The organism is Rhabdothermincola sp. (assembly GCF_036846205.1).
Taxonomy (GTDB): Bacteria; Actinomycetota; Acidimicrobiia; order Acidimicrobiales; family Acidimicrobilacustridaceae; genus Rhabdothermincola.
The window spans coordinates 1-11,672 of record NZ_DAIUCK010000098.1 but is presented as its reverse complement, the minus strand read 5'-3'; the positions used below and the strand labels follow the sequence as shown (position 1 = coordinate 11,672).

The window sequence follows — 11,672 nt, the reverse complement described above, 5'->3', positions numbered from 1 at the left end:
GTGCCGTGGTGGTGGTGGTCGGCGGTGCCGTGGTGGTGGTGGTCGGCGGAGCCGTGGTGGTGGTGGTCGGCGGAGCCGTGGTGGTGGTCGTCGCCGGAGCCTGGATCGCCGTGGTGTTCAGCACCTGGTTCGGGTCGGTCGGCGTGCAGTTCGCGGTGAGGGGCGTGGTGCCCAGCACGGCGTTCGACACGATGCTGCTGAACGTCTTCCACTGGATGGTCTGGCCGGCCGTGCCGGGCTTGATCGTCTGGACGATCGTGGCCTTCGGGATCTGGATGGCCGTGGACGAGATCGGCCCGGTGAAGGTGAGCGACAGATGCGTCGCGCTGACCGACCAGCTCGGGGTCACGTTCCCCCCGGTGAAGGTCACGCTGTCGACGCTCTGGACCTGCGAGGGGATCGGGATGTTGATGGTCGCGCTGTTGATCGTCACGGTCAGCGTGAGGGTCGGGAGCCCGGATTCGATGTCGAGGGTGACCTGACCACCTGCCGTCGCGGGGTCAGGGGTGTCGGTCACCGTCACCGGGACCGTCGCGCTGAGGTTGATGCCGAGAGCCGAGCAGTTCGCGGCCACGTTCGAGGTCTGCGAGTCGGCGCCGGCCCCGCTGGGGGTGCGCGCGATCACCATCGCCGCGATCGCCAGCGCGGCGGCGGTGATGATCGCCAGTCTCCGGCGCGACAAGGCGCGCGACGGCATGGAAAAGGCGGTGTTCATGAAGCTTCCTCCCCGGTGGCCTCGGATCGCCCCAGCCACCCACGCTTGTATCGCCACCGTGCCAGCCTCCTGTGCTGGAGGTCACATAGGCACAATGACCTATCTAATAGGAAAGCCGTCTTTCCGCAAGGGTTTTCTTACCGTTGAGACGAGACTTGCCGGCTGGTGCGCGCGGATCGTCAACAGAAGATCACGCATCGTGGTGAAATCGACCCGCAGATGGGTCACATGTGCACGTGAGGTGTCGTCCCGACCACTCCCTGGCTGCTCCGTCACGGACCGCGACCGGGACCTCACGGCCGGTCCCGCCGGTCAGACGAAGTCGAGGCTGAGCATCTCGATAGCGTTGCCCCGGACGATCTTGTAGACGGTCTCGTCGTCGAGCTCCGCGAACATCGCCTCGGCGATCTGCTTCGTCTCCGGCCAGGTCGAGTCGGAGTGCGGATAGTCGGTCTCGAAGGTCACGTTGTCCACACCGATCTCGTCCAGGCTCCGCAGGCCGTGAGCGTCGCGGAAGAAGCAGCCGTAGACCTGGCGCCGGTAGTAGGTCGACGGCGGTTCGGGCACGAGCGACCGATCGAAGGCCCAGCCACGGAACTGGTTCCACACGTCGTCGGCCCGCTCGAGGATGTAGGGCAACCACCCGATCTGGCCCTCCGAGTAGGCCAGCTTCAGTCGGGGGAAGCGCACCAGCACCCCGGAGAACAGGAAGTCCGACAGCGACCCCATCGCGTTGTTGAAGCTGAGGGTCGCCTGCACCGCTGCGGAGGCGTCGGGAGAGGTGGCCGGCATCTTCGAGGACGACCCGATGTGCATGCAGACCACCGTGTCGGTCTCCTCGCAGGCGGCGAAGAACGGGTCCCAGTAGCGATCCTTGTCGTGGACGCTCGGCAGGCCGAGGTGATAGGGGATCTCGCTGAAGCAGACCGCGTGCACCCCCCGGTCCGCATTGCGACGCACCTCGGCCGCAGCCTCGTGGACGTCCCAGAGCGGCACGATGCACAGCGGGATGAGCCGACCGCCGGTCCCGGCCGACCACTCCTCGACCATCCAGTCGTTGTAGGCCCGCACACACAGCCCGGCGAGCTCGCGATCCTTGGCCTCCAGGAACGTCTGGCCGCAGAACCGCGGGAACGTCGGGAACGACAGCGAGGCCTCGACCCAGTTGATGTCCATGTCCTCGAGCCGGGCCTTCTGCTCGTAGCAGCCGGGTCGCATCTGCTCGTAGGTGATCGGGGTGAGGGTGACCTCGTCCTTCGGGTAGCCCGCCGCGGCGATGATGCGCCGGTGGGGGACGGTGAGGTCCTCGTAGACCCAGAAGTCGGTCTCGACTCCGTCCTCGTCGTCGAGGTCCCAGGTGTAGGTGGTGCCGTTGAACTGGAGGTTGCTCACCTTCCTGCGCTCGACCCGAGGGCCGACGTCGCGGTAGCGGGAGGGCAACCGGTCGGTCCAGACGTTCGGTGGCTCGATCACGTGATCGTCGACGCTGATGATCTTGGGTAGCTCGCGCACCAGCGGCCCTCCTGTGACGAGCAGCGGCGAGAACACCCAGTGTAGGCGAGGATCTGACGACTCGTCAGGTCCGGTGCCAGACTGGGTCCGTGGACCTGACGTGGAGCGAGCGCGAGGAGCGCTTCCGTGACGAGTGCCGGGCGTGGTTGGAGGCGAACGTCCCGCCCGAGCCCCTGCCGTCCGGTGACACCCGGGAAGGCTTCGCCCTGCATCTCGAATGGGAGCGCAAGCTCTACGAAGCCCGGTGGGCGGTGGTGTCCTGGCCTCCGGAGTACGGCGGCCGAGGAGCGTCGCTGTGGGAGTGGCTGATCTTCGAGGAGGAGTACTACCGGGCCGGCGCGCCGCAGCGGGTGACCCAGAACGGCATCTTCCTGTTGGCGCCCACCCTGTTCGAGTTCGGCACCCAGGCTCAGAAGGACCGCTACCTCCCCCGCATGGCCGCGGCCGAGGATCTCTGGTGTCAGGGGTGGAGCGAACCGAACGCCGGTAGCGATCTCGCCGGCATCAGGAGCCGGGCGGTGCGTGATGAGGCAGCCGGCGGCTGGCGGCTGACGGGTCAGAAGACCTGGACCACCCGAGGTGCCTTCTGCACCCACCTGTTCGGCTTGTTCCGCACCGACCCCCAGGCCGAGCGGCACCGAGGCCTCACCTACTTCCTGGTCCCACTGGACACCGACGGGGTGACGGTCCGGGGAGTCGGCCGGCTGGATGGGGACGAAGGCTTCGCCGAGGTGTTCTTCGAGGACGCCTTCGTACCCGACGACTGCGTGCTCGGCGGGGTGAACGAGGGTTGGAACGTGGCCATGGCCACCACCTCCTCTGAGCGGGGGCTGACCCTGCGCAGCCCCGGCCGGTTCACGGCCACGGCCGCCCGGCTGGTCGAGCTGTACCGCCAGCGCGCCGGCGAGGCGGACCCCAGTGTGCGAGACGACGTGATCCAGGGCTGGATGGATGCCGAGGCGTATCGGCTGTACACGCTGGCGGACGTGACCAACATCGTCGAGGGGCGTCCTCCGGGAGCCCGCTCCAGCCTGAACAAGATCTGGTGGTCCGAGCTGGACGTGCGGCTGCACGAGACGGCTCTGGCACTGCTCGGCGCGCACGGCGAGCTGGTCGCCGGCGCAGCGGAAGCGGTGGAGGGGGGAGCGTGGATGAAGGGTTACCAGTTCGCGCTCTCCGGGCCGATCTACGCCGGCACCAACGAGATCCAGCGCAACGTGATCGCCGAGCGGGTGCTCGGCCTACCGAGGAAGTGAGCGATGCGCTTCGCGTTCACCGATGAACAGCTCTGGTTCCGCGACGCGGTGCGCGACCTGCTCGACAAGGAATGCCCACCCGAGGCAGTGCGCTACGCCTGGGTCAACGAGGACGGCCGTGCCGACCACGTGTGGGAAGCCCTGGCCGAGATGGGCGTCACCGGTCTCACCCTCTCCGAGGCCTACGGCGGGTTGGGCCTCACCGAGCTCGACCTCGTGCTGCTGCTGGAGGAGACCGGCCGGGTCGCGCTGCCCGAGCCCATCGTGGAGACCACCGCGGTGGCGGCCCCGTTGCTCGAGGCCGTGGGCAGTGACGAGCTCAAGGCGGCCTGGCTGCCCAGGATCGCGGCCGGGGAGGCCATCGTGGCGGTCGGGTTCGTGGGCACCCCGTTCGTGTCGCATGCGAACGTCGCTGACCTGCTGGTGCTGGAGCGGGAGGACCGTCTCTTCGCCCTGCCCGCCGAGCGGGCCACGATCGAGCAGCAGCCCAGCGTCGACGGCGCCCGCCGCCTGTACACCGTGGACTGGAACCGCAACGACGAGATCCCACTGGTGTCCGGTACGGAGGGCTGGCACCAGGTCAATGCCGCGTTCGATCGCGGTGTGCTGGGCACCGCCGCCCAACTGCTCGGGCTGGCCGACCACCTGCTCGCCGTCACCGTCGACTACGTCAAGCAGCGCGAACAGTTCGGGGTGCCGGTAGGCAGCTTCCAGGCCGTCAAGCACCATCTGGCCGACGCGCTGCTCCAACTCGAGTTCGCCCGCCCGGTCGTGTACCACGCCGCCTACTCGATGGCCCATGGCCTCGACACCCGGTCACGCGACGTGTCGATGGCGAAGTGCTATGCGTCGCGCGCCGCGTCCCTGGTGGCTCGCAAGGCACTGCAGTGCCACGGCGCGATCGGCTACACGGTCGAGTACGACCTGCACCTGTGGATGAAGCGGGTGTGGGCGCTCGCCGCGTCGTGGGGCGACGCCTCGTACCATCGCCGCCGGGTCGCGCTCGACGTGCTCGGCCCGCCGACCCTGCCCGGTCCGAGCGGTCCGGAGCTTCGGAACAGGAGTGCCCATGCCTGAGGCCTACATCATCGACGCGGTCCGCACGCCGGTGGGCCGGCGGGGTGGCGGGTTGAGCCAGGTCCATCCCGCCGATCTCGGCGCGCACGCCATCCGAGCGCTGGTCGATCGCACCGGCATCGACCCTCACGTGGTCGACGACGTGATCTTCGGCTGCGTGGACACCATCGGGCCACAGGCCGGCGACATCGCGCGCACCTGCTGGCTCGCCGCCGGGCTGCCCGAGGAGGTGCCCGGCACGACCGTCGATCGCCAGTGCGGCTCGTCGCAGCAGGCGGTGCACTTCGCCGCCCAGGCGGTGATGAGTGGCACCGCGGACCTCGTGGTGGCGGGCGGGGTGCAGAACATGAGTGCCATCCCGATCTCGTCGGCCATGCTCGTGGGCGAGCAGTTCGGCTTCCCCGATCCCTTCAGTGGCTCGGAGGGCTGGCGCGACCGCTACGGCACGCAGGAGATCAGCCAGTTCCGCTCGGCCGACATGATCGCCGAGCACTGGGAGATCTCCCGCGAGGACATGGAGGAGTTCGCGCTCGAGAGCCATCGTCGGGCCGTGCGAGCGATCGATGAGGGGCGGTTCGACCACGAGATCGTGCCGCTCGGTGAGGTGACGGTCGACGAGGGGCCTCGGCGCGAACCCGACATCGCCAAGATGAAGAGCCTCCCCACCTTGCAGGAAGGCGGTCGGGTCACCGCTGCGGTGGCCAGCCAGATCTCCGATGCCTCCGCGTGCCTGCTCATCGCCTCCGAGCAGGCGGTGACCGATCATGGGCTCACGCCCCGAGCGCGCATCCACCACCTCTCGGTGCGCGGCGCGGATCCGGTGTGGATGCTCACCGCCCCGATCCCCGCCACCGAGCACGCGCTCCGCAAGACCGGGCTGACGCTCGATGACATCGACCTGGTCGAGATCAACGAGGCGTTCGCCTCGGTGGTGCTGGCCTGGGCCAAGGAGTCCGGTGCGGACCTGGCCAAGGTGAACGTCAACGGGGGTGCCATCGCGCTGGGGCATCCGCTCGGGGCCACGGGGGCCCGTCTGATGACCACCCTGCTCAACGAGCTCGAGCGGATCGGTGGCCGCTACGGCCTGCAGACCATGTGCGAGGGCGGCGGCCAGGCCAACGTCACCATCATCGAGCGCCTCTGACCTGCCGGGTCACGTGCGGCCCGCAGCAGTCCGGGGTTGGCAGCGCCGCTCCACCGAGACCGCCGTGCCGTGCTCGTAGGTGATGAGGGTGTCGGCCAGCTCGTCGGCTTCGGCGGGATCGTGGGTGACGAACAAGGCCGGCACGCCCGCGGTGTCGACGATGTCGCGCACCAGTCCGCGCAGGTCTCGGCGGGTGGGCTGGTCGAGGGCGGAGAACGGTTCGTCGAGCAACAGCAGGCGTGGTCGGCGGGCGAGGGCCCGGGCGAGCGCGATCCGTTGGCGTTGCCCCCCGGAGAGCTGCCGAGGATGCCGAGCGGCCAGCTCGGCGGCGCCCACCCGCTCCAGCCAGGTCATGGCGGTCTGGCGCCGCGCCCGGCGATGGCCGCCAGGGACCGCGAGGGCGACGTTGTCGAGAGCGGTGCGATGGGGGAGCAGGAGCGAGTCCTGGAAAACCATGCCGACGTGGCGGTCCTGGGTGCGCACGTGCACGCTACGTCCGGCATCGGCGACGATCTGACCGTCCATGTGGATCGTGCCTTCATCGGGGCGGTCCAGCCCGGCGATGAGGGCCAGGGTGAGTGACTTGCCCGCCCCGGACGGGCCCACCACCACGGCCAGGCCCGCCTCGACCGTGAAGGTCACCTCGAGACGGAACTCACCGAGGTCTCGGCGGACCGCCACCGCCAGGGCGCACCGGTCGGGCGTCATGGCATCGTCGCTCGGCCGAGGCGACTCACGGCGAGCAGTGCGGCCACCGCGACCCCCGACAGGACGATCGCCAGGAGGGCGGCCCGGTCGTCGTTGCCGGCCTGGACCGCGTCGTAGAGCGCGATGGGCATGGTCTGAGTGCGGCCGGGGATGTTGCCCGCCACCATCACCGTGGCGCCGAAGTCGCCGAGAGCTCGGGCGAAGGCCAGCGTGATACCCGCCAGCACCCCCCGCCGCGCCATCGGCAGGGTGACCTGGAGCGCCACTCGCCATTCGGGCAGGCCCACGGTGCGGGCTGCTTGTTCCACTCGGGGGTCGACCGCCTCGAAGGCGGCGCGCGCCGAGCGCAGGCAGAACGGGAACGACGCCACCGTCGCCGCGACCACCGCGCCCGTGAGGGTGAACACGATCGGCGACCCGAACACCGACTCCCACGCCCGTCCGATGACCGAGTCGCGGCCCATGGCGACGAGCAGGTAGTACCCGAGCACTGTCGGCGGCAACACGATCGGAAGGCTGGCCACCGCTTCGAGCAGGCCGCGACCGCGGACCTTCGCCTTCGCCAGCAGGTAGCCGCCGCCCGTGCCGGTGACGGCCACGATGGCCGTGACGGTGAGCGACACCCGCACCGACAGCCACAGGGGTGTCCAGTCCATCAACGGGTCTCCTCGCCAGGCAGGACGAACCCGTAGCGGTTCATGACCTCGCGGCCGGCCGGCGAGCCGACGAAGGCGGCGAACCGCCGGGCCGGCTCCGCTCGGGCGGGGTCGGTCGTGGTGACGACCAGGGCTTGCTCCAGGGGTCGGTGCAGGGCGGGGTCCACGATGGCCCAGCTGCCGTCTCGTCGGGTGGTCACCAGCGACAGGGCGACGATCGCGGCGTCGGCGTTGCCGCTGGTGGCCAGCCGGAGGGTGTCGGAGACGTTCTCGCCCAGCACCAGCTTGGGGGCCACGCGCTCGTACACTCCGGCGGCGCGCAGGGCCTCCTCGGCGGCCACCCCGTAGGGGGCATGGTCGGGGTTCGGGATCGCCACCCGCTCGACGTCGGGAGCAGCGAGCGTGTCGAGGGTGGTGGGTCCGTTCGGCACGGGGGTGTAGACGACGATGCGCCCGAAGGCGTACGTGGACTTGGTGGAGCGGTCGGCCTTGCCGGCCTCGATCACGTCGTCGACGAGCTCCACGTTGGCGGAGGCGAACACGTCGAACGGCGCGCCGTTGCGGATCTGCTGAGCGAGCTGGCCCGACGAGCCGAACGAGAAGGTCACCGCAGTGCCGCTCTGGGCCTCGAACGCTCGTCCCAGCTCCTCGAAGGCCAACCGCAGGTCTGCGGCGGCGGCCACGGTGATCGCCGGCGTCGGGGGGTGGGAGCTCTCACCCGCGGTGGCGGTGCTGCCGGTCGGGGCGCACGCCGGGAGCCCGATCGCGACCGCCCCGGCGAGGATCAGGTGGCGGTACCAGCTCACGCCACGCGCCGGCCGAGCAGGGCCACGTCGTAGCCGGGCAGGGAGCCCAGCCGGCGGGCGAACGCGGACGAGACCAGCTCGTCCATCAGCGCAGCCAGGGGTTGCTCGGCGAGCAGGTCCCGCGGGCACCACAGCTGCACCGTGTGCTCCTCGAAGGCCTCGAAGCGAAGGCCCGCTGCGATCGCCGCGGGCTCGGTCGTGACCCCGGCGTCCGCAGCTCCGGCGGCGACCAGCTGGCAGGCCGCGACGTGGCCGCCCACCCGTGGGCCCCCGGGCGGGCGCAGGCCCAGCCGGCGTAGCCACCGGGTGAACGCCGTCTGGGAGGCGGCGGATCGCTCGCGCTGGGCCACGACCCCTCCGGCGCCGACGACATCGGCAGCCGAACCGAGGCGGTGGTCGAACGCCAGCCCGACCCGCCAGCGGGCCAGCTCGTACGCCTCGATGCCCTCGGCCGGGATGGGGATCCGGTCCGAGCGCTCGTGGACCGTGGCGGCATGGGCTCGGCCGGCCAGCAGCGCCCGGCGAGCATCCCCGCTCGAGGACCTGGCCCACAGCACGCTTTGCCGCTTCGGGGCCGTGCCGGCCAGCAACCCCAGCGCGGGCTCGCACCCCGCCACCACCACCGCCGCCGGCTGCGCGGCGGGTAGCAGCTCCACTTCCGAGCCTGTCCACCGGCCGTCGGGGGTCACGCCGTCGAGCTCGTCCAGCGGCGCCACCGGGACCGCGGCCAGCCGGCCTCGCACCCGTCCCACCCGCACCGGGCCGATCGGCAACGAGTCACCGATCACCGCCACCGCATCGAGCTCGGTCGTCGGGTCGCCGAAGAGGTCTTCGACGGACAGGCCCAGGGCGGAGGCGATCGCCAGTGCGGCGGACACGCCGGGCTCGTGCCGACCCGATTCCAGCGCGGACACCAGTTGGCGCGAGACCCCGGCCCGCTCAGCCAGCTGCGCCTGCGTCCAGCCCAGCTCCATCCGGCGTTCCCGAACCCGCATGCTCGGATCCTAGCGAGCGGCCAGGTTCCTGGCAGAGGCAGCAGTACGGCTGAGGAAGGGTGGAGTTCGCCGGTGCTGCGGGGCCGGGCGAGGGTGGGGATGGCGGTTCAGGCGGGAACGGCCCAACGCAGGCCGCTGAAGCATTGGAAATCCTGATCGAACGAGTACAGCTGTGCGTTGTGCTCGATGGCCAGCGCCGCCAGATGGGCGTCGGGCACGAGGCTCCCTGCCGTGCCGACGGCGTCGAGCAGGTGAGCGAGGAGGTCGAAGTGCCGGTCGGTGGGCTGCGGCGCGGTCACGTTCGGGCGCCGGTACCAGCCGGCCACCACCCCGATGCTGGTGCCGGCATCCAGCGGGGAGCGCATGATCCGGTGGCTGGTCGTGAGCCGGACGAAGCCGATGGCCACGGCGGTCGGGATGCCGACCGTCTCCGTCGACGAGATCGTGCGCTCCAGCCAGGAACGTGCGACCTCGTGATGGGCCGACGTCCGGTCGGTGGCGTAGATGAGGACGTTCAGATCGACGAGGATCACGAGGCCCGCTGGGGCTTCCGGCCAGCGTCCTCGTCGTCGAGGTCGACAGCCAGACGCAGGGCTTTGGTGAGATCGACATCCGGGCGCACACCCATGGCGAACGTCGGCGTCGAGTAGGGCTCCAGGGGCTCGCCCGACCGGAGCCCGCGGCGCAGGAGCTCGTTCAGGGTCTGCTTGAAACCCGTGCCGCGCTCGCGCATCCGCTGGTGGATCTGCTGGGCGACGTCATCGTCGAGCGTCACGGTGGTACGCACGGGAGCATCATAGCATCAAACAGGTGTTCGGTCCGGGGCGCGGTGGAGGTTCGACGCCGCCTCACGGTCGCGGGCTGGTGGGGGTCAGCGCACGAGCAGCGCGGCCCAGCGGTCCAGAACCGGCAGCACCTCGTCACGCGAGGCGGACGGCAGGCGGAAGACGCACTCGGTCACGCCGATGCGCTCGAAGTGCTCGAGCTTGCCCGGGTCGGGGATGGACCCGAAGGGCACCACCTCGAGCTCCTCGGGGTCGCGCCCCGCCTCCGCCCACTGCGCCCGGAGCTGCGGCAGCGACGACGAGAGCCCGGCGCCGCCGATGGGGATCCACCCGTTCGCGTACTCGACGATGTGGGCGAACAGCTTCGGGCCGGCTCCACCGCCGAGGAGGATCGGCGGGTGCGGACGCTGCACCGGCTTGGGCCACGACCAGCTCGGGGCGATGCGGGTGAACTCACCCTGGTAGCCGCCCACCTCCTGGGTCCACAGCGAGCGCATGGCCAGCACCCGCTCGCGGCACACCGCCCGCCGGTCGGCCATGGCCACCCCGTGGTTCTCGAGCTCGTCCTCGTTCCAGCCGAAGCCGATGCCGAACACGAACCGCCCCCCGGAGACGAGGTCGAGGGTGGCGATGGCCTTGGCGGTGACGATGGGGTCTCGCTGGGCGGGGAGGGCGACGCCGGTGCCGAGACGGATCGACGAGGTGACCGAGGCTGCGGCAGCCAGCGCCACCAGCGGGTCGAGGGTGCGCGCGTACTCCTCGGGCAGCTCCGCGTCCCCGGTCGGGGGCGGTGTGCGCCGGCTCACGGGGATGTGGGTGTGCTCGGGCAGGTAGAGGGACTCGAAGCCGCGGGCCTCCGCTTCGCGGGCCAGCTCGACCACGTCCATCGACCGGTCGGTGGCGAACATGGTGACCCCGAAGCGCATGGCGGCACTCTACGCGGGCAGTGGCAAATGTGATGACCCGTCAGATTTCGGGCATGATCGCTCCATGAGCGGAATCTGTGAAGGTCGGGTCGTCATCGTCACCGGCGCGGGGCGCGGTCTGGGTCGGGCGCACGCGTTGGAGTTCGCCCGGCAAGGCGCCCGGGTGGTGGTCAACGACCTCGGGGCGGAGATCGACGGCACGGGCAGCTCGACCGGGCCGGCCGGCGAGGTGGTGGAGGAGATCCGGGCCATGGGCGGCGAGGCGGTCGCCAACGGTGCCGACGTCGCCGACTGGGAGCAGGCGGGGGCGATGGTGGCCCAGGCGATCGAGACCTTCGGCCGGCTCGACGTGCTGGTGAACAACGCCGGGTTCCTGCGCGACCGGATGCTCGCCAACACCTCCGAGGAGGAGTGGGACGCGGTGATCCGGGTGCACCTGAAGGGCCACTTCGCCCCGGCTCGTCACGCCATCGCCCACTGGCGTGACCGGGCGAAAGCGGGTGAGCAGGTCGAGGGCCGGGTCATCAACACCAGCTCGGGCGCGGGTCTCATGGGCAGCGTGGGGCAGGGCAACTACTCGGCGGCCAAGGCGGGCATCGCCGCGCTGACCCTGGTCCAGGCGGCCGAGTGGGCCCGCTACGGGGTCACAGCCAACGCCATCGCCCCCGCGGCCCGCACCCGCATGACCGAGCAGGTGTTCGCCGAGACCATGGCCGCGCCGGCCGAGGGCCAGTTCGACGCCATGGCTCCCGAGAACGTCTCGCCGCTGGTGGTGTGGCTGGGCTCGGTGGACTCGGCCGGGGTGACCGGTCGGGTGTTCGAGGTCGAGGGGGGCAAGATCAGCATCGCCGACGGCTGGCAGCACGGCCCGAGCTTTGACAAGGGGGCACGCTACGAGCCGGCGGAGGTGGGTGCGGTGGTGAGCGATCTCCTCGCCGAGGCCCCGCCGCCCGCGCCCGTCTACGGCGCGGGATGACGGCCCGGCGCCGGAGCACGGCCGTCTCGGTGAGCTGTTCGAGCTCGCGATCGCTTGCGGTGTGTGCTGGGCGAACGTATGGTCTTCTTCAACAGGGAGGTCGCGGGATGGGTCGG

General features: G+C 70.7%; 13 protein-coding genes. 4 read left to right on the top strand and 9 right to left on the bottom strand.

Annotation, left to right across the window (positions count from 1 at the left end; all coding sequences use genetic code 11):
* Together V7004_RS12975 and V7004_RS12970 are read right to left on the bottom strand one after the other, a co-directional pair.
* On the bottom strand, window positions 1-715 hold a 715-nt coding region (locus V7004_RS12975), incomplete at its 3' end, for a hypothetical protein (protein ID WP_334144479.1).
* Between the two features lie 312 nt (window positions 716-1,027).
* The gene (locus V7004_RS12970; RefSeq protein WP_334144477.1) at window positions 1,028-2,263 is read right to left on the bottom strand and encodes an amidohydrolase family protein; all 1,236 of its coding nucleotides are present in this window, start codon (window positions 2,261-2,263) and stop codon (window positions 1,028-1,030) included.
* Window positions 2,264-2,316: 53 nt separating this feature from the next.
* Here V7004_RS12970 and V7004_RS12965 point away from each other — a divergent pair, with 53 nt between their 5' ends.
* The 3 genes from V7004_RS12965 to V7004_RS12955 are packed head-to-tail and all read left to right on the top strand — an operon-like array spanning window position 2,317 to window position 5,704.
* Window positions 2,317-3,483 (top strand): acyl-CoA dehydrogenase family protein, encoded by a 1,167-nt coding sequence (locus V7004_RS12965; protein WP_334144475.1) that lies wholly within the window; start codon window positions 2,317-2,319, stop codon window positions 3,481-3,483.
* A gap of 3 nt (window positions 3,484-3,486) precedes the next feature.
* The gene (locus tag V7004_RS12960; protein WP_334144474.1) at window positions 3,487-4,560 is read left to right on the top strand and encodes an acyl-CoA dehydrogenase family protein; all 1,074 of its coding nucleotides are present in this window, start codon (window positions 3,487-3,489) and stop codon (window positions 4,558-4,560) included.
* Window positions 4,553-5,704, top strand: a complete 1,152-nt coding sequence (locus V7004_RS12955) for an acetyl-CoA C-acetyltransferase (protein ID WP_334144473.1) — start codon at window positions 4,553-4,555, stop codon at window positions 5,702-5,704. The genes V7004_RS12960 and V7004_RS12955 overlap by 8 nt, the downstream gene beginning before the upstream one ends.
* A 9-nt stretch (window positions 5,705-5,713) precedes the next feature.
* Here V7004_RS12955 and V7004_RS12950 read toward each other — a convergent pair whose 3' ends face one another.
* From V7004_RS12950 to V7004_RS12920, 7 genes are all read right to left on the bottom strand, one after another.
* The gene (locus tag V7004_RS12950) at window positions 5,714-6,412 is read right to left on the bottom strand and encodes an ATP-binding cassette domain-containing protein (protein ID WP_334144472.1); all 699 of its coding nucleotides are present in this window, start codon (window positions 6,410-6,412) and stop codon (window positions 5,714-5,716) included.
* Window positions 6,409-7,068 (bottom strand): molybdate ABC transporter permease subunit, encoded by a 660-nt coding sequence (gene modB / locus V7004_RS12945; protein WP_334144471.1) that lies wholly within the window; start codon window positions 7,066-7,068, stop codon window positions 6,409-6,411. The genes V7004_RS12950 and modB overlap by 4 nt, the downstream gene beginning before the upstream one ends.
* Complete coding sequence (gene modA, locus V7004_RS12940; protein ID WP_334144470.1) at window positions 7,068-7,874, bottom strand: molybdate ABC transporter substrate-binding protein; 807 nt, start codon at window positions 7,872-7,874, stop codon at window positions 7,068-7,070. Before modA ends, modB begins: the two co-directional genes overlap by 1 nt.
* On the bottom strand, window positions 7,871-8,869 hold the full coding sequence (locus tag V7004_RS12935) for a substrate-binding domain-containing protein (RefSeq protein ID WP_334144468.1): 999 nt from the start codon (window positions 8,867-8,869) through the stop codon (window positions 7,871-7,873). The genes modA and V7004_RS12935 overlap by 4 nt, the downstream gene beginning before the upstream one ends.
* A gap of 107 nt (window positions 8,870-8,976) precedes the next feature.
* Window positions 8,977-9,402, bottom strand: coding sequence for a TA system VapC family ribonuclease toxin (locus V7004_RS12930; RefSeq protein WP_334144466.1), 426 nt, complete (start codon window positions 9,400-9,402; stop codon window positions 8,977-8,979).
* Window positions 9,399-9,656 (bottom strand): hypothetical protein, encoded by a 258-nt coding sequence (locus V7004_RS12925; protein WP_334144465.1) that lies wholly within the window; start codon window positions 9,654-9,656, stop codon window positions 9,399-9,401. Before V7004_RS12925 ends, V7004_RS12930 begins: the two co-directional genes overlap by 4 nt.
* A gap of 84 nt (window positions 9,657-9,740) precedes the next feature.
* The gene (locus V7004_RS12920) at window positions 9,741-10,580 is read right to left on the bottom strand and encodes an LLM class F420-dependent oxidoreductase (RefSeq protein ID WP_334144464.1); all 840 of its coding nucleotides are present in this window, start codon (window positions 10,578-10,580) and stop codon (window positions 9,741-9,743) included.
* A gap of 64 nt (window positions 10,581-10,644) precedes the next feature.
* On the opposite strand from V7004_RS12920, the gene V7004_RS12915 reads away from it, so the two are divergent.
* Window positions 10,645-11,556, top strand: a complete 912-nt coding sequence (locus V7004_RS12915) for an SDR family oxidoreductase (RefSeq protein ID WP_334144463.1) — start codon at window positions 10,645-10,647, stop codon at window positions 11,554-11,556.
* The last annotated feature ends 116 nt before the right edge of the window (window positions 11,557-11,672 follow it).